This is a genomic window from Paenibacillus sp. lzh-N1, assembly GCF_002872435.1.
GTDB lineage: Bacteria > Bacillota > Bacilli > Paenibacillales > Paenibacillaceae > Paenibacillus > Paenibacillus polymyxa_C.
The window spans coordinates 1,095,171-1,112,529 of record NZ_CP025696.1; the positions used below are offsets into that span (position 1 = coordinate 1,095,171).

The following is a 17,359-nucleotide window of genomic DNA, read 5'->3' on the forward strand; positions in this document are numbered from 1 at the left end:
CCTTTCTCTGCTCACTCGATCCATACGTCATTTTGCAACGCAATCAGACCACGCAGTTCATCATCAGACATTTCGGTGAGCCAATGTTCTCCAGAGCCGACAACCTGCTCGGAAAGGGCCTTTTTGCTCTCGATCAGCTCGTCGATTCTTTCCTCCAGTGTTCCCTGACAAATCAGCTTGTGCACTTGTACGTTGCGACTTTGGCCAATACGGAATACTCGGTCTGTCGCCTGATTTTCCACCGCAGGATTCCACCAGCGATCATAGTGAATGACATGGCTGGCACGCGTCAGGTTCAGACCCACGCCACCTGCACGCAAGGAAAGTACGAATATATTCGGTCCTTTTCCCTGCTGGAAGTTGTGAACCATTTCGTCCCGTCTGGTTTTCGCCAGTCCTCCATGCAGGAAATATGGCTCTTCTCCCAAAATCTTGGCCAAACGGGATACCAGCAGTTCTCCCATCGACACATATTGGGTGAAAATCAGCGCCGATTCATTGTTCTCGCGAATGGTCTCTACCAATTCCAGCAGTCGCTCCATTTTACCCGAGTTTTCGGTTTTACTGCTGTCAGCACGTCCTGGGATGATCAAACCCGGATGGTCACATATTTGCTTCAACTTGGTCAGCGATGACAGAACAAGCCCCTTGCGGGCCATACCGACCTGCCCATCCAATGTTCCCATTAATTGATCCACCACACCGCGGTATAATCCGGCCTGCTCTGGTGTCAGTACACAATAGGACTTCAACTCCAGCTTCTCTGGCAAATCCTTGCGAATATCCGGATCGCTTTTGAGCCGACGCAGCATGAACGGGGAGACGAGACGATGAAGCTCACGCAACGCGGACCCCCGCTCCTCTCCTGCCAGACTGTACCGCTGGCGGAATGAAGATGCCGTACCGAGGTACCCTGGATTCAGAAATTGAAAAATAGACCACAGCTCGCTTAGCCGATTCTCTACCGGCGTGCCCGTCATGGCAATTCGATGCGGGGCGGACAACTTCATGACGCTTTGTGCCTGCTTAGTGCGTGCATTTTTTATATATTGCGCCTCATCCAACACAATGGAAGACCAGTAGACCGCAGATAAATCGCTGCCGTCCCGGCCCGCCAAATGATAGGTAGTGAGGACGATATCATACTCTCGTACATTTTCCTGAAACAGCTCACCGTGGAGTCGCTGGTTGCCATGGTGAATATAAAGCGACAAATCCGGTGAAAAACGCTTCAATTCCCGCTGCCAGTTGCCAAGCAAAGACGTCGGACAGATAATTAACGCCGGACGCTGATCATCTGCGCCGATGCCACCATCGAGCAAACAGGTAATAACCTGAATCGTTTTACCCAGCCCCATGTCGTCCGCAAGGCACACACCAAAGCCCAATCCGCGCATCGCAGCCAGCCATTGAAAGCCGCGCTCTTGATACGGCCGTAGTGCACCATGCAGCGTCTCCGGCACAGGCCGCGGCTCTACGGAACGGAGTACCCCGCCCTCAGCCAACGAGGCAAGCAATCCGACGGATTCCGCGCCAAAGATGGACAAGCCCTTCCACGAGGCCTCGCCTGCACTTTCATTTTCCGCAGCCAAATGCATCCATTCGGACAAGCTCATTTCACCGTTTTCTCCGCGCTTGATAAACCGCAGCACCTGACGAATTTCCTTGGGATCTACCTCAATCCATTCCCCTCCGAGACGTACATAAGGCAAATTGGCCGCGACGATGCTTTCCAATTCCTCCATCGTCAAGGTCGTATCCCCCAGCACAGCCTCGGCATCAAACGAAATCATGCGGTTAATGCCAACCGACGATGTATCGGCGATCACACCATCTGGCTTGGCACCCTGCTCTGTCGAGCGCATTTTAAGCCGCAAGCCTGCACGTCTTCGCCCCTCCCGGCTCCAGCGTGAAGGCATTTGCACAGTGATACCATTCTTTTGTAAAGAAGGTACGGCTTCCGTTAGGAAGCGGAAGAACATCTCCGGCTCCAGGGTCAGTCCCTCGGGATAAGGGCGGTTTAATGCTTCCTGCAATATAGGTGCCGCTTCAGCCGCCTGTCCGAGCCTCGTCAGCAGTTGCGCCTGTACTTGACGGTACACTATTTCACCACGAACCAGATCACGTTCCGGATATGCCCACAATGCCAGAGCAGGCAGTCGTAATCCGGGCTCAGCATCGCTTTCTGCCCAAAAGGTAATGCGCCATTCCTGGATACTCTCTTCCAAAGAAGGCTCCAAACGAAGGCACAGACGCAATTGCCCTTCAATGGGTTCCTTGGCTTCCCGTTCCGTTACAGGCATCGTGCTTCCCTTAAGAGAGGACGCCTGAAGAACCAGCTCCTCCATCTCAGCAGGCGTTCCCTGAATCGCAACCTGGCGCGAACCTGTCAACAGACTGTTCCACCACAGCTCCGCCAGTGGTGATCCTCCGCGCCGATAATCTGCTCGATATCGTCCCAATTCACGATCTGACGCAGCCAGCACCGCGGTCGTTTCTGCATGAACGACCGCACACAAGAAGGAATACAGCACCATTCCAGCTGCATCCTCACGTGTTTCTGGCTCCTTGCCCGCAAAAACGGCCGGAGCTGCCATACAAACAGCCGGCATCGCAGCTGCCAGCTCATGAAAGCGGCGAATGTCCTCCTCTTCGCGAAGCCGAGGAATCCACACCCCTACCGCCGCATCCGGGCCGCGCCGTCGCGGTCCAGATGGACGCGCCTCTGTAAGTGATGGCACGATTTCGCCCCGCTGCATCAGCTCCAGCGCAAAATAAGCAGCCTTTTGCCAATATTGCATTTCCTCGCCAAGCGTAATGCCCGATGCCGCACAGCCCTTCTCGTCCATGCGAGTCAGCAGAGCCATCGTCTCGCGGGGTTCCAGTGCCAGACCCTCCAGCGTACGCCCCAGCATGGAGCGTCTCTTGCCACCTCTGCCTGCGGTTTCCACGCGAGCATTGTTAGGTATCCGCACCTCGGCAAGACGCAACGCAGCCTGCCGAAACGGCCGAAGGTCTCCCTTTAGCGTCAGCCTGCGGATTACACTGCTCCACGCATCAATACGTGGTTCCGACGTCTCACCAGAAAAGCAAAAAAACACATCTCCGAGCCATATTCCATAAAGCGGTTGATTCATATCTGTCTCCCGTCCAGCCTTTTGAATTATTACTCTTCATCATATACGAAAACGGGCTCATTTCAAAACTTTATCACAAAAATAAATGGAAAGTCATACGTTAATAACCTTAAATATTCATGTGATTAACTATAAGCACTTCCTCTTATTCTTCATCATCCTTCAGATAAGGATTCAGGCTGTCTTGCAGCAATTTCCTGACCAGCATACGCAGTTCTTGCGGATATACGACCTCGGCTTCTGGCCCATACTTTAACAAAAGTCTGGATACATACCTAAACTCTTCAACGGGGATATGTCCGTGCCATTCCTGACCCAGGCCTTCCTGATGGGAGACATTGTGGAAGAGGGTATCTGATTCGGCCAGCCTAGCACCCAATGCGGTAAATTTTATTTTGGACGGAATTCCTACACGGGAATCCTCTGAAGCCAACCATGCTTGAAGGGTGGGGAGGCTGTCCAAGGTTTCATCTAGTATCGTGATGGTGATCACCCGATCTGAACGGTACAGAATGATGCGGTCTTTGTTATGCGCTGGCATATACCAATATCCGTGATCAAAATAAAGCCCAATCGGATATACCTGGGTCCACTTTGCCCCGGAAGCGGAGCGGTAGTGCATGTTCACCCTGCGCTTGTTTAGTGCAGCCTCCAAAATGAGCGAGGTGTAGGGTGAGTCTGCGTGAGTAGGTATCATACGAAAAGAAATGTAATCCTTTAATTGGTCAATGCTGTCCTGTACATCCTGGGGAAGCTCGGCATAATAATGCTCGGACAAATGTCCACGAACCGATCCAAAAGGGATATCCGGAATGTCTTCCAGCAGTTGCAGCATGAGAAAAAGACCCAGTGCCTCGTCGCGCGCAAGATGAAGGGGAGGAAGAAGCCGATTGGGAAGTGCCCGGTATCCGCCATGAGGGCCCGTTTCGGTATACAGGGGTAACCCGGTTTGCTGCAAATAGTCGAGATCTCTTTGTATCGTTCTGACGGAGACGCCAAATCGTTCGGCCAACTCACGCGCCGTATATTTTTTTTTGGAATCCAGTATCCTCATAAGAGCAATTCTGCGTTCGTTCATAGGATGCTCCTCTAATAAAAATGAAGTTTAAACAATTATTTAACTACGACAAAGTATGTCATAAATAGATTGTAACATAGAGATAGAAAGGAGTGATGAACGATGAAGGATTTGAAATCAAATGAAGTCGTGCTGTATATCGCCATGAGTCTCGACGGGTATATTGCGTTGCCTGACGGGTCGGTGGACTGGCTGTATGATGTCAAAGGAGATGGCGGGGACAATGGATACGCTGATTTTTACGATACTGTAAGTACAGTGCTGATGGGCAGGCTGACGTATGAGGAAGTGTTAAAGCTTTCGGGTGATTTTCCTTATGCCGGAAAGCCGTGTTATGTACTCACCCGATCATTGACGGAGCAACAGCAGGCACCACATGTTACATTTACGGACGAGGCTTTGTCTGAACTGGTTCCGCGTCTACAAAAACAATCGGAAGGTTTGGTATGGTTAGTAGGTGGGGGTCAGTTAGTTCAGGCCTTCATGCAGGCTGGGCTGCTGGAAAAGGCGATCATTGCAATCATTCCCAAAGTGCTTGGACAAGGAATACCCTTATTTCCAGAAGGAACGCCGCCCAGCACATTTGAACTCCAGGAAATAGAACGCCGCGGGGATATTGTTCTACTTCATTATCATTTATAGTTATGTTTGCCGAAAAGCCTTCGTATGCTCAGGACAATGTATCTCCCTGACATGCGAAGGCTCTTCTGTGTATTTCATTTCATTATTTGGTCTTCAAATTATCCCATGTTCTCTGGAAGTCCTCGAACAGCTTCCCGGCATCCGATTTACCTGCCACATAGGCCTGCATCTCACTTCCAAATTCCTGCTGTGCTCCTTCAGGATAGCGGTTGAAGAACCAGCCTAGCACTTTATTTTCCTGACTGTATTTCACGACTTCGGCACCCAATTGACCCATATCAGCCTCGTCGCCTTTGATGCTCTTGAACGCTGGAATGAACTTAAATTCTTTGGTGATGTACTTTTTCCCTTGCTCGGATGTCGCCATCCAGTTTAAGAACTCTTTCGCTTCGGCTTTGACAGACGAATTTTTATTAACCACCCAGTTATTAGCGACACCTACAAATAGCTTATCTCCCGCTGCTGGGTCTTCACCAATCGGCATAGGCAGAATACCCAGATTCAGCTTCGGATTAATTCCGTCAATTTGGACCTGAGTCCAGTTCCCTTGCTGCATCATAGCAGCTTTGCCAGTGGCAAAGTTCGTTACCTGCGTGTTGTAATCGGTCGTGAGCGGCTTCGCATTGCCATACTTGAGCGTCAGATCAAGCAGCTTAATCCACTCGGCGAATACAGCATTGCCCGGAATTTTGGCTGTTCCATCATTCAGTCCCTTGACGAAGCCGGACGGGTCTGGCTGATTAGCAAATGCCACGTTCAGCAAATGAATGCCCAGCACCCAAAACTCCTGGTACCCATTGGAAAAAGGTGTGATGCCTGCGGCTTGCAGCTTTTGCGCAGCAGCCTCTAGCTGGGACAGCGTTTTAGGAGGCTCGGTGATTCCAGCCTTTTTGAACAAGTCCTTGTTATAAATAAAGCCGTACCCCTCCAGGTTCATCGGCTGACCATATAGCTTGCCATCCTTGGTCATCGGTTCTTTAGCGACATCGACCACATCACCGACCCAAGGCTGATCGGACAGGTCTTCCAAATATTCCAGCCACGTATCCAGCTCACGATAACCGCCGACGTTAAAAACATCCGGCTGTTCGCCAGAGGCAAACTTGGCCTTCAACGCCGCCCCATAGTCACTGCCTCCGCCTACAGTCTGAATGTCGAGCTTGATTCCCGGGTGAGTCGCTTCATATTCTCCTTTCATGCGATTTAGCGCTTCTGCAATTTCTACCTTGAACTGAAAAATGTGAATGGTTTTTTCCTTTACTTCCTCATTGCTTGCTTTTTGTCCACCACTGCTGTTACACCCCGCCAAAACCAGAGCAAAGGCTGCAAAAAGCAAAATTAGTGCTTGGGCTTTCTTTTTAAAAGTATGCGTTTTCATTTTGATGTTCCTTTCTATTCTAGGTTTCATAGCACCATACTCAACACTCAACCTTTAACCGAACCTGCCATAATCCCTTGTATAATATATTTTTGCATAGCCAGAAAGAATGCGATCACTGGCAGGATGCCGAGTACCAGAGCAGGTAAAGCCAGATCCCACTGCTTCGTATATTGTCCGAAAAAGGCATAGGTTGCAATCGGAATGGTGCGCAATTCAGCCTTTTGCAGTACCAGAGAAGGCAGTAGATAATCATTCCAGATCCAGAGTGTATTCAAAATAATAACCGTTACCATCATGGGCAGCATCAACGGATATACAATCCGGAAAAACACCCCGTAAGGCGTGCAACCATCTACTGTAGCTGCTTCTTCCACCTCAACCGGCACACCTTTGACGAATCCGTGAAAGAGAAAGATCGACATAGGAGCCCCGAATCCCAGATAACAGATTACCAGACCACTAATACTGTTCATTAAATCCAGCGTGCTTACAACCTTAACCAAAGGAATCATCACCGATTGGAAAGGAATGACCATCGCAGCCACGAACAGGCTGAACAGCACCCGATTGTAGCGTGTTGGACGCCGAACCATTCGGTAGGCAGCCATTGAGCTAATCAGTACCAGCAGCAGATTGCTGACCACCGTAACTACGAGTGAGTTCCACAACGCTTCAGGAAAACGTGTGATGCTCCAGGCTCTAGCATAGTTGCTCCATACAAAAGTTTGTGGCCAGGCTGCAGAATCGGTGAGCAGATCACCAAAGCTTTTGACCGAATTCACGAACAAAAAGTAAAACGGGACGAGGAATAACAATGCTACGAGAATCATCACCAATTCGGTCGCCCATGTTCCAATACGGTAGCGATTGCTTGTTTCCATTTACGATTCCACCTCCCGGCTTTTCGTCAAGCGTACCTGAAGGCTCGTAACAAGAGCAACAATGATAAAGAAAATAAGTGCTTTAGCCGTCCCCAGCCCATAACGATTATTGATAAACGCTTCATTGTATATATTGAGTGCCACTGACTCTGTAGAACCAAAGGGACCGCCCTTGGTCAATGACAGATTGAGATCGAACATTTTAAACGACCACGATATCGCCAGGAAGAGACACACCGTAATGGCGGGCATGATCAAAGGCAATATAATCGACCGCAAGATTTGCATTCGGCTCGCTCCGTCAATCTCGGCTGCCTCCAGCATATCCCGGGGCACATTGGTTAGGGAAGAGATATAAATTACCATTAAATATCCTGCTGTTTGCCAGATAAACACGATCACAATGCCCCAGAAGGCCGTAATCTCATCTCCCAGCCAGGACAGATTGAAGAAGGACAACCCTGTACTCTCTCCAATCGCAGCAAATCCCTTGACGAAAATAAACTGCCAGATAAACCCGAGCAACAGACCTCCGATCACATTAGGCATGAAAAAAATAGTTCGAAGCACATTTTTTGTTTTTAGCGGCTTGGTTAGAAAATACGCCAGCAGAAAACCAAAAATATTGGCAGCTACCACTCCAATCACCGTAAAACGGACGGTAAACCAGAACGCTGTTCCGAATTTGTCGTCGTTAAATAAGATGTGACTGAAATTATCCAGCCCAACCCACTTGGCCTGATTGGCTACCCCGTTCCACTCCGTAAAAGAATAGTACATTCCTAGCATGAAAGGGATTACAATAATGATAACGAAAAATAACGTCGACGGCCCTACAAAAATCCATTGTTGGAGCCATTGCGACGACTTGGCACGATTCAAACCGATCCCCCCCTTTGTAGTCTTTGGTGTCTGGAACGCTCCCCTACGGCATCCTTGCAAGCAGTGTGGACGCTGAACCCGTATGGATATGCAATTCACATGTTCATTATGTCGAATTAGCGCTCTGGAGAACACGCAAGATCGTGAACCATTAAGGGGGAAAATATTGACCTCTGCTTTGCCTTGAATTCTGAAAGGAGCTAACTGCATGAAATTTCATAGCATTCGTTCTCGCCTAATCTGGTTTCTACTCATTGCAGTCACCCTTCCGCTGCTGCTTTCAATGACCATGACCTTCATTCTCACCAAGCAATCCTTGCGGGAGCAGGCCACCCAGGAAAATGAACGGCTTATTTTTCAGGGAATTACGAATCTGGATAACTATTTACAGGGGTTAAATCGCGCATCGATCGGAGTCTATAATGACCCGCATTTTCTGCGCAACCTGGCCAAAATTCCAGATGATTACCGGGCCGTCGCCGAGATTTATACCACGCTGCAAACCATGATGAATGCTTCCTCAGGCATTGACCAGGTGTATTTGCATTCGTTCGAGGCCGGGCAATCTACGCTGATTACCAGCACGGTCCCTCTGCGGGAATTCAGGCTGGCTCCCTTCACTGGCTCTATTCATTACGGTCCTTCCGGGCTGTTCATTCAACCCTCGCACATAAAGCATTTGTACGGCTTTTCAGCGGTTTCCTATGCGGAGCACGATACTAAGCGGCGGGTATTTACACTCCACCGGGCGATTCGGAACATTCCTTCTTCAGAGACGCTTGGGGTACTGGCTATAGATGTGGATCTGGAGCCGCTGCGCAGTATTTGCCGTCAATTGTATGATGCGGATACAGAGGAGTTATTTTTAATCGATCGGAACGGGACGATCATATATAGCGGAAAAGAATCATCCATTGGAACACACTGGGAGGAATCTGACCTGCTCAATCGAATTTCTAAAGAAGGCGGGCACGGTGTAATTGAGGATGACACAGCCCTGCACGTATATGGCAAACTGGATGCCAACCTGTCAAGCTGGACGCTCGTCAAGAAAATCCCTCATCGGACGCTTTATTTGCAGGCTACCCAACTGACCCAGATCAATGCGGTCATTACAGGCGCAGCGTTGCTGCTCGTTATTGTCGCCACGTTATGGATTTCGATAAAAATTACGGAACCTATTAAGCGGCTGACCCGCTACATTACCCAGATCCAGTCCGGTCAGTTGGATGTAGACATCCGAGCCATGGGCAACGATGAGATTGGAGTGCTGTCGCGTCGCTTCAGACAGATGATGGATACCATCAATAACCTCATTTTGCAAGAATACAAGCTCGAACTGGCTAACAAGACGAACCAGTTGAAAGCGCTTCAGGCACAGATTAATCCTCATTTTTTATATAATACGCTACAGTCTATTGGAACACTGGCTCTACAGCATGAGGTGCCGCGCATTTATTCTCTGCTCTCCTCCCTTGCCAAAATGCTGCGCTATAACATGCGAGACCATACGGTTGTTACACTTAAGGAAGAAGCTGAGCATGTAAAACAATATCTTGATTTGCAAAAGGAACGCTTCGGTGAGCAATTAGAAGTAACCTATCAGTGGGATGATGAAATTCTGAATGAGCGGGTGCCTAAGATGATTCTCCAGCCGTTGGTGGAAAACTACTTTAAACACGGTGCCGATCCCCGGCTGGGGCCCGGTAAGATTCGCATTACAGGCAGCCGAATCCGGGAAGGCATTGTGAAGATAGAAGTGGAGAATAACGGCGCATCGATTCCACCAACCGAGTTGGAGCAGCTTCAGCAAATGCTAAAACGTCCGCTGAAAGCCCATGAAGAATCAGACACTAGCGAACAGAACTCCATCGGTCTTCGTAATGTTCTATTACGTATCCAACTTCACTCGGAGGATGGTTCTAATACCTTGTGTGTAGATAATATTCTGCCTCATGGTGTTCGTTTTACACTTGAAATTTGCTCCGAACCGCTTACAGAAATTCATATTAAGGGAGAGTGATCTGTCAATGAAAGTCCTGATTGTGGATGATGAAAAGCATGTACGTCACGCCATTCGGATGCTTGTACATTGGGAAGCTTACGGAGTGACCGAGGTGATTGAGGCTGAATCGGGCGATCAGGCGATTGAGGTCATTACCGCACTTTCCCCACCCGTGGTACTCACTGATATGCGAATGCCCGGGAAGGATGGAGTAGCCTTGATGGAGTGGATTCAAGCGAATTCCCCTTCCACCAGGGTCGTGGTGGTCAGTGGATATGATGATTTTGAGTTGGTTCGACAGGCCATTCGCCGAGGAGGCATGGACTATATTCTTAAGCCCGTAGATCCGGTAGAGATTAATGAGGCAGTTAGTAAAGCTACTCAAGCTTGGAGAACAGCGGAGCAGGACCGGAACAGGCAGGCCATGCAGGCTATAGAGGTCAATCGAATGAGACCGCACTATGCTGATAAACTCCTGACCGAGCTCATTTCCGGTACATCGCTCTCCATCACGCCTTTACGTGAGGAGCTGCGTCTCCCGCCAGCTATCCAAGTCTGCAATGCGGCAGTGATGAGCACCACTCAGCTGGACGCCGATATCCTGGATAAATACAAAACGCGCCGCGCGCTCTTAGGCTTTTCCCTCATGAACATCTGCAACGAATTTCTGGGCACCTCTCAGACCGGAGTTGCATTCCGTCATCTGGAGCGTACGGACGAAATTATCCTGCTGTATTGGGGCGAGCCGGCTCGTTGGCCAGCGCTCTTGCAGGACATTCACGCAGGGATCAGAACGGCGCTGCGGTGCTACATGCACATTGGAGTTGGTTCTTTCGAAACCTTTCCCGCAGGGGCAGCCACAGCCTACCAAGAAGCACGGCAAGCGCTCTGGAAACGGGATATGTTGCAGAACACTGACTGGATGCACGAAAGTTCTCCGGCCCGGCAGACCGTTCGTCTTCCCCAGTTGTCTGAAATGGAAGAAGAACTACGGCTTAGTGCGCTCAGCTGTAATGCCAGTCGCGTATCTATGGCGGTAAGCAGCTGGATGGAAGCCGTAGCCGTACTGCCTTTGGTTACAGCAGAGCAGCTAGCCGGCTGGAATCAAGAGCTGGATTGGATGCTGGCTCGCTGGCTGAATGACAGACCTGGAGATACCGAAGGCGAGGAACTGACGGATGAGTCGAGCACCATTCCTGCCTTGCCGGTCGACAATCGCGGCATGCTTTCCCTGCCTTTATGGAAAAAACAAATCGAAAATCGATTGCTGGCAGCTGGTCAGGCACTTACACCAAGCCATAGCCCAAACAACCCGACGATCCGTGATATTGCCCGCTATCTGGATGCTCACTACGACGAGGACATTTCTCTACAGGATATAGCGAGCCGCTTTTACCTCAGCCGAGAATATATTTCTCGTAAGTTCAAGCAGGAGTACGGGGTCAATCTGTCCGATTATTTGTGCCAGATCAGGATGGGCAAGGCAAAGCTGTTACTGCTGAATGACAAGCTGCGGCTTCATCATATTGCCGGTATGGTCGGATATCAGGATGAGAAATACTTTGGCAAGGTGTTCAAAAAGCTTGAGGGCGTCACGCCTGGCGAATTCAGAAGGCGCCATTCTGCAAATCCTCAGCCGTCATCGCATATAACACATGATCTTCCCACACACCATTAATCTTCAAATAGTTGAGAGCCAGCCCTTCGCGGCGAAATCCCGCCTTTTCCATCACTCGATGGGAGGGCTTATTTCTTGGCATGACTCCAGCTTGAATACGGTGTAATTCCAACTCATTCAAGGCATAGTGTACAATATCCTTCACTGCGGAGGTAGCATAGCCTTGTCCATGATATGCAGGATCTACGAGGTAGCCCAGATTGGCATTTTGGAAAGGACCTCTGGCAACACCTGACAGCTCCATTCTGCCAATCAGCTTATTATTTTCCACCAAAAAAAGTCCAAACGTATATCCCTGTCCGGCTTGTGCCGCTTCTAAACCGTTGGAAATCAGGCGCGCCTGTTCTTCCAGCGTAAAATAAATTTCAGGTCGTTCTGGCTCGTACGGCTTGAAGAAATCAAAATTTTCACGTCTGATCTCCAATAAATGTTCAGCATCACTTACTTGTAACAATCGAATCTGTAACCCCGGATGGGTGGACCTCATCGAAATCACACCATTCGTTTCATAGAACATTATCATTACCTTCTCTCTGTGTTATTCCTATGTAATTGTAATTCACGGTCACGAGACAAGAAAATACCCCAGGCGCATGAACGCAGCCTAGGGTATTATTATTCAAAATTTAGTCCGTAACCGGCATCCAGCCAGGGATGGTCGTCAGTGCACCCCACAAGTAGTCAGGAATGACCAGCTCCTGCTGGGCTTGCTTGGATAATGTCGTGCGAATAGTATCTTCTGTGCCGTTTTGCACTTTCTGAACCCATTGCGGCTCCATCAGCAACGGACGTCCCAGTGAAACAAGCGGTACACCTGTCTCCAGTGCTGCAAGCGCCTCATCGGGTGTATTCAGTGAACCAACGCCCATGACTGGCACACGGTTCCCAACCTTCTCATGGATCAGAACCGTACGTGACCGTTCGTCACTACGGTCACGGAACGAACCGCCGAAGAAATGATTTACGGAAATGTGCAGGTAATCCAGCCCTTCATCCGCCAGGCGGTCTACAAGCACCATCGTATCATCCAGCGTGATGCCTGGCGTGTGTCCTTCTTCAGGAGACAAGCGGTATCCGAAGATGAATGGACGCTTCGCATGTTCTGCGATCACTTTCTTCACTTCGTGAACAATCGCCAGCGGAAAGGTCAACCGTTTTTCAAGGCTTCCTCCCCATTCATCGGTACGGATGTTGGAATGCGGAGAGAAGAACTGCTGCACCAGGTAACCATTCGCTCCGTGAAGCTCTACACCATCATAGCCTGCTTCAATCGCGCGGCGAGTTGCTTCGCCATAGGCACGGATGACGCGGTGGATATCGTCAGATGTCATTTCACGCGGCACAGGTGCGCCTTCTTTTTCCTCGGCTACTGCGCTTGCACTAATTGGTTGTCCGTCTGGAATTTGATCCGGCGGACACAGACGGCCACCATGATAAATTTGCAGGATCGCTTTCGCGCCCTCCTGATGAATCGTATCTGCCAGACGACGTAGGCTAGGAATCATCTCATCCTTGTCCGCACCAAACTCATTAACAAATCCTTTACCATCTGGAGTTACATACACACAAGCGGTAATAACCGCTCCCACACCACCGGAGCGTTCACGGTAGTATGCCAGTTCCTCATCACTGACTTCGCCATTTTCGTGGGAAGCAAAGTTAGTCATAGGGGCCATCGTAATGCGGTTCTTCAATGTAACACCGGATGGCAGGGTAAAAGCTTCAAATAAAGGATTATATTTCGGATTCATTCGTTCTCTCTCCTTCAGTTTAAGTCAGAACAGATCATATAAGGCTTTTAAGCATGAAACGATTGCGAATACGAATTCGATATCATTTTTCTTCCATGACAAAGCCTATCTACCGTGCTTACTTAAATACAGTGGTTATAATAACCACAGTATAATGATCCGCCCCTACAAAGTCAAATCTATCCTTTCTGATCTCCCTTAAACTGTCCGAAAAACCTGAATTTCAGCCACTTGTCATCAGCTATTGACAGTCACTTATTTGCCTCCGGCTATGCTATCTTTCTCCTCTCGGCGGGAAAACCAGGTCGCCAGCAACGAGCCGGAAATATTATGCCACACGCTAAAAATCGCACTCGGTACAGCAGCAATCGGATTAAAATGAGCTGCTGCCAACGCAGCGCCCAGCCCGGAATTCTGCATTCCCGTTTCCAGCGTAACGGCCTTACGTTTGGAAAGATTCATGCCAAACAGCTTGGCAAACCAATATCCGAGCAGATAGCCGATACCGTTATGCAAAATAACCACAGCAAAAATAATCGGGCCTGTCTCCAAAATCTTGCCTTTGCTGCCTGCAACCACAATAGCCACAATGAGTACAATTGCCAATGTTGAAATGAGCGGCAGCGCCTTAACACTCGCTTCCGCTTGTTTGCGAAATAGCGACTTGACGATTACACCCAACACGATCGGGACAATAACCACGATGAGAATATCCATGATCAGCGACTTTGCATCAATATTCATCCAGCGTCCGGCAAGCAGACTAATCATCGCCGGGGTCGCCAGTGGAGCAATCAGCGTCGACACTGAGGCAATCGATACGCCAAGCGCCACGTCGCCTTTGGATAAGAGCGTCATTACGTTGGATGCAGTTCCACTCGGGCAACAGCCGACCAAAATAACACCCACCGCAATATCCGGTGGAAGCTGTAATACTAATGCCAATACAAAAGCGAGAAATGGCATGATCAGATAATGCCCGACCACTCCTATAGCCACATCCACTGGACGCCGGAATACTTCACGAAAGTCAGCTGCAGATAAAGTCAGTCCCATCCCGAACATGACAATGCCCAGAAATAGCTGTATGTATCCTTTCAACCCTGTAAACGCCGTAGGAAAGAAAAATCCCAAACATGCAAACAAAAGCACCCAGATGGAAAAGGTCCCACCTACAAATTTACCTACTTTCTCTAATCCTCTCATTCTACTAATCCCCTTATTTCTATATAAGCTGAATTTAAGTAAATTCACATCGGAAGCATCTTCCGTCTGCGTATTAGCTCCCCAATGTGAACTCTTCATTCAGCTCATATAGTGCTTAAAATTTTTACCATTGTACTACATATGAATGTATATACATACAACTTTTTATGATTATATTGGGTTTAAGAAACTTTTTCCCGTTCGGACATATTTGAAAGCAAAGTGGGTATATTCATAGTAGAAGATAGTGACCAGTCGGTCATTTTGAACATCATTCGTTGAGGAGGAGTTATTCCTATGTCACGAAGCCATCCGTATAAATGGTGGAATATTATCGCATTCATCGCTGTCGTTCTTGTTAACATTCTGGCTTCTACACTTCCTATTGGCGGAAGAAGCACTGCTGCTGTATCCAACATGTATCCTACCTTAATTACGCCAGCAGGTTACGCTTTTTCCATCTGGTCGGTCATCTACGTGCTGCTCGCCTGTTTTGCCATGTACCAAGCTACATCTACAGGGCAAGCCAAGACAAGCGTTCAGTCTATCGGTATTTTCTTTATTTTGAGCTGTCTCTTCAACATCATCTGGATTTTCCTATGGCAGTATGTATACGTAGAGCTGTGCGTGATCGTCATTATTCTATACTTGCTCTCCCTATTCGTCGTATATACACGTACCCGTACACCGCAGCCAACTCGCGGAGAAATGTGGTTCGTCAAGCTTCCTTTCAGTCTGAATCTCGGTTGGGTATCTGTGGCTACCCTCATCAACATTGCAGTAGCACTGGAAAAGAATGAATGGAGTGGCTGGGGTCTCAGCGATACGATATGGGCGATCATCATCCTGTTTATTGGCACCGTATTGGCCATCTTGGTCAGCTTTCCTTATCGTGACAGCATCTACCCACTTGTATTTGTATGGGCCTATGTCGCTATCGCCATCGAGCATCCGAACAATGAAAATGTACGGCTGGCTGCATGGATCTTGTCGGCAATCATCCTGGTATACGCGCTATGGCTATTTTTTGCCCGTAATCGAGACCGGGATTAAAGTCAACGAATATAATCTCCTAACAAGCACAAGCGAGCATGGGTCTGAATTATTTAGCCCAAGCTCGCTTGCTTCGTTTTTTATTAAATATGATCAGGCATAGACTTTAATCAAATCTAAAAGCTTGCTTGTCGATTGATCAGTAATTATTTTCTCCATATTACGAATGTAATCCGACCTTTTTTCATACAAACGAAGAATCATGTCGACAAATCGTTCAGATTCCAGATCTTCTTCTTCTAAAAACTCACACATGCCTTGTGCTTTAAATGATTTTGCATTTAGAATCTGATCTCCCCTGCTGACTGCCTTTGAAAGAGGAATCAACAGCATAGGCTTGCGCAGCGTCAAGAATTCAAAAATGGAATTTGAACCTGCCCTGGAAACAACCATATCTGCCATCGTCATTACATCCGCCAATTCATCGTTTATGTATTCAAATTGCTTATAACCATTCGTACGAATAGATTCATTCACTTGGTCCTTACCACAAATATGCACGATTTGAAAATGAGCAAGCAAAGCCTCTAAATTTAACCAGACCAGCTCATTGATCTTCTTGGAACCTAAACTCCCACCCATGATCAGCATGCTAGGCTTATTTCGAGTAAAACCGCAGTAGGCCAACCCTTTAGCTGCCTTCCCCTCTTTTAGTTCATCTCTCACAATAGCACCAATATACCGGGTATTCTTTGAGCGAAAATATTCAGTTGTTTCAGGAAAAGTAGTACAAATTTCGGTAGCAAACATGCTGGAAATCTTATTCGCTAATCCAGGAGTAAGATCAGATTCATGGATGATGACGGGGACTCTGTTCAACCACCCAGCCAATACCACAGGAACGGAAACAAACCCGCCTTTTGAAAAAATAATATCCGGTTTTTCTTTCTTTATAATCCGGTATGCTTGAGAAATCCCCTTTAACACTTTAAACGGGTCCTTAACATTATTCCAGTCAAAATATCTACGTAATTTCCCAGTTGCGACACTAAAATAACACACATCTTCTAGCCCCGAGATCAAATTCCTTTCAATCCCTTGTTCTGAGCCTATGTATTGAACACTCCAATGTTGTTCCAGTAAGTGAGGAATCAAAGCTAGGTTTACTGCTACATGTCCTGAAGAGCCTCCACCAGTGAACATTATTTTTTTATTCATCATCTCCACCTCCACTTTGTATACAAAAGAACAACACATATTACATTCAAAACAACCGGATGCCACTATAGTAGTGACACCCGGTTGTCATGCAAACTATTTATTTTATGAACAAACCTTGCCAACTATTCGCCCTTCAGTGCAATGACTTCAATCTCCACCAGTGCATCCTTAGGCAGACGAGCTACCTCGACCGCACTGCGCGCTGGATACGGTTGCTCAAAGAAAGAACTGTACACCTCATTGACGCTGACAAAATCGTTCATGTCCTTCAGGAATACAGTCGCTTTCACAACCTGGTTCATGTTGCTGCCTGCTGCTTCCAGAATAGCTTGTACATTGCTCAAGGACAGGCGAGCCTGCTCCTGTACATCCTTGCCAAACTCACCTGTTGCCGGATTCAGCCCAAGCTGTCCTGAGGTGTAAATAAACCCGCCTGCCTCTACCGCTTGGCTATAGGGTCCGATCGCACCGGGTGCTTTTTCAGTAGCAATTGTTTTTTTCATA

At 48.2% G+C, this 17,359-nt stretch carries 14 protein-coding genes; 4 read left to right on the top strand and 10 right to left on the bottom strand.

The features are described from left to right. Positions 1–11: 11 nt before the first annotated feature. Together C0638_RS04950 and C0638_RS04955 are read right to left on the bottom strand one after the other, a co-directional pair. Complete coding sequence (locus tag C0638_RS04950) at positions 12–3,137, bottom strand: DEAD/DEAH box helicase (protein ID WP_058710971.1); 3,126 nt, start codon at positions 3,135–3,137, stop codon at positions 12–14. A gap of 145 nt (positions 3,138–3,282) precedes the next feature. Next, positions 3,283–4,215 (bottom strand): helix-turn-helix transcriptional regulator, encoded by a 933-nt coding sequence (locus C0638_RS04955; protein WP_025676207.1) that lies wholly within the window; start codon positions 4,213–4,215, stop codon positions 3,283–3,285. 102 nt (positions 4,216–4,317) lie between these two features. Here C0638_RS04955 and C0638_RS04960 point away from each other — a divergent pair, with 102 nt between their 5' ends. Then, entirely contained in the window at positions 4,318–4,857 is a 540-nt protein-coding gene (locus tag C0638_RS04960; protein ID WP_058710972.1) for a dihydrofolate reductase family protein, read from the top strand. 82 nt (positions 4,858–4,939) lie between these two features. Here C0638_RS04960 and C0638_RS04965 read toward each other — a convergent pair whose 3' ends face one another. The 3 genes from C0638_RS04965 to C0638_RS04975 are packed head-to-tail and all read right to left on the bottom strand — an operon-like array spanning position 4,940 to position 8,001. Beyond that, the gene (locus C0638_RS04965; RefSeq protein ID WP_025676209.1) at positions 4,940–6,235 is read right to left on the bottom strand and encodes an ABC transporter substrate-binding protein; all 1,296 of its coding nucleotides are present in this window, start codon (positions 6,233–6,235) and stop codon (positions 4,940–4,942) included. Between the two features lie 47 nt (positions 6,236–6,282). Beyond that, positions 6,283–7,119: a carbohydrate ABC transporter permease gene (locus C0638_RS04970; RefSeq protein ID WP_025676210.1), complete on the bottom strand. Its 837-nt coding sequence runs from the start codon at positions 7,117–7,119 to the stop codon at positions 6,283–6,285. Then, positions 7,120–8,001: a carbohydrate ABC transporter permease gene (locus C0638_RS04975; protein ID WP_025676211.1), complete on the bottom strand. Its 882-nt coding sequence runs from the start codon at positions 7,999–8,001 to the stop codon at positions 7,120–7,122. Positions 8,002–8,209: 208 nt separating this feature from the next. Between C0638_RS04975 and C0638_RS04980 the strand changes: the two genes are divergently transcribed. Further along, positions 8,210–10,024 carry a cache domain-containing sensor histidine kinase gene (locus tag C0638_RS04980; protein WP_058710973.1) on the top strand — a complete coding sequence of 605 codons (1,815 nt, stop codon included), beginning with the start codon at positions 8,210–8,212 and terminating at the stop codon, positions 10,022–10,024. 7 nt (positions 10,025–10,031) lie between these two features. Then, a complete protein-coding gene (locus C0638_RS04985; RefSeq protein ID WP_058710974.1) occupies positions 10,032–11,684 on the top strand; it encodes a response regulator in 1,653 nt (550 codons plus the stop codon). Here the strand turns inward: C0638_RS04985 and C0638_RS04990 are convergent. The 3 genes from C0638_RS04990 to C0638_RS05000 form a co-directional block, all read right to left on the bottom strand. Continuing rightward, entirely contained in the window at positions 11,614–12,201 is a 588-nt protein-coding gene (locus C0638_RS04990) for a GNAT family N-acetyltransferase (protein WP_058710975.1), read from the bottom strand. The genes C0638_RS04985 and C0638_RS04990 overlap by 71 nt on opposite strands. Positions 12,202–12,310: 109 nt before the next feature. Continuing rightward, positions 12,311–13,435 (bottom strand): NADH-dependent flavin oxidoreductase, encoded by a 1,125-nt coding sequence (locus tag C0638_RS04995; protein WP_058710976.1) that lies wholly within the window; start codon positions 13,433–13,435, stop codon positions 12,311–12,313. Positions 13,436–13,690: 255 nt separating this feature from the next. Next, positions 13,691–14,641, bottom strand: coding sequence for a bile acid:sodium symporter family protein (locus tag C0638_RS05000; protein WP_058710977.1), 951 nt, complete (start codon positions 14,639–14,641; stop codon positions 13,691–13,693). Positions 14,642–14,938: 297 nt separating this feature from the next. Here C0638_RS05000 and C0638_RS05005 point away from each other — a divergent pair, with 297 nt between their 5' ends. Further along, positions 14,939–15,694 carry a tryptophan-rich sensory protein gene (locus tag C0638_RS05005; RefSeq protein WP_058710978.1) on the top strand — a complete coding sequence of 252 codons (756 nt, stop codon included), beginning with the start codon at positions 14,939–14,941 and terminating at the stop codon, positions 15,692–15,694. 93 nt (positions 15,695–15,787) lie between these two features. On the opposite strand, the gene C0638_RS05010 is transcribed toward C0638_RS05005, so the two are convergent. After that, positions 15,788–16,852 (bottom strand): undecaprenyldiphospho-muramoylpentapeptide beta-N-acetylglucosaminyltransferase, encoded by a 1,065-nt coding sequence (locus C0638_RS05010; RefSeq protein WP_199771171.1) that lies wholly within the window; start codon positions 16,850–16,852, stop codon positions 15,788–15,790. 125 nt (positions 16,853–16,977) lie between these two features. After that, on the bottom strand, positions 16,978–17,358 hold the full coding sequence (locus tag C0638_RS05015; RefSeq protein WP_013308546.1) for a RidA family protein: 381 nt from the start codon (positions 17,356–17,358) through the stop codon (positions 16,978–16,980). Between the last annotated feature and the right edge of the window lies 1 nt (position 17,359).

Excerpts from the sequence above, each read along its gene's own strand:
- C0638_RS05010 (WP_199771171.1), bottom strand. The coding sequence starts at position 16,852 with ATGAATAAAAAAATAATGTTCACTGGTGGAGGCTCTTCAGGACATGTA.
- C0638_RS05005 (WP_058710978.1), top strand. The coding sequence starts at position 14,939 with ATGTCACGAAGCCATCCGTATAAATGGTGGAATATTATCGCATTCATC.
- C0638_RS04970 (WP_025676210.1), bottom strand. The coding sequence starts at position 7,119 with ATGGAAACAAGCAATCGCTACCGTATTGGAACATGGGCGACCGAATTG.
- C0638_RS04950 (WP_058710971.1), bottom strand. The coding sequence starts at position 3,137 with ATGAATCAACCGCTTTATGGAATATGGCTCGGAGATGTGTTTTTTTGC.
- C0638_RS05015 (WP_013308546.1), bottom strand. The coding sequence starts at position 17,358 with ATGAAAAAAACAATTGCTACTGAAAAAGCACCCGGTGCGATCGGACCC.
- C0638_RS04985 (WP_058710974.1), top strand. The coding sequence starts at position 10,032 with ATGAAAGTCCTGATTGTGGATGATGAAAAGCATGTACGTCACGCCATT.
- C0638_RS05000 (WP_058710977.1), bottom strand. The coding sequence starts at position 14,641 with ATGAGAGGATTAGAGAAAGTAGGTAAATTTGTAGGTGGGACCTTTTCC.
- C0638_RS04995 (WP_058710976.1), bottom strand. The coding sequence starts at position 13,435 with ATGAATCCGAAATATAATCCTTTATTTGAAGCTTTTACCCTGCCATCC.
- C0638_RS04955 (WP_025676207.1), bottom strand. The coding sequence starts at position 4,215 with ATGAACGAACGCAGAATTGCTCTTATGAGGATACTGGATTCCAAAAAA.
- C0638_RS04960 (WP_058710972.1), top strand. The coding sequence starts at position 4,318 with ATGAAGGATTTGAAATCAAATGAAGTCGTGCTGTATATCGCCATGAGT.
- C0638_RS04990 (WP_058710975.1), bottom strand. The coding sequence starts at position 12,201 with ATGTTCTATGAAACGAATGGTGTGATTTCGATGAGGTCCACCCATCCG.
- C0638_RS04965 (WP_025676209.1), bottom strand. The coding sequence starts at position 6,235 with ATGAAAACGCATACTTTTAAAAAGAAAGCCCAAGCACTAATTTTGCTT.
- C0638_RS04980 (WP_058710973.1), top strand. The coding sequence starts at position 8,210 with ATGAAATTTCATAGCATTCGTTCTCGCCTAATCTGGTTTCTACTCATT.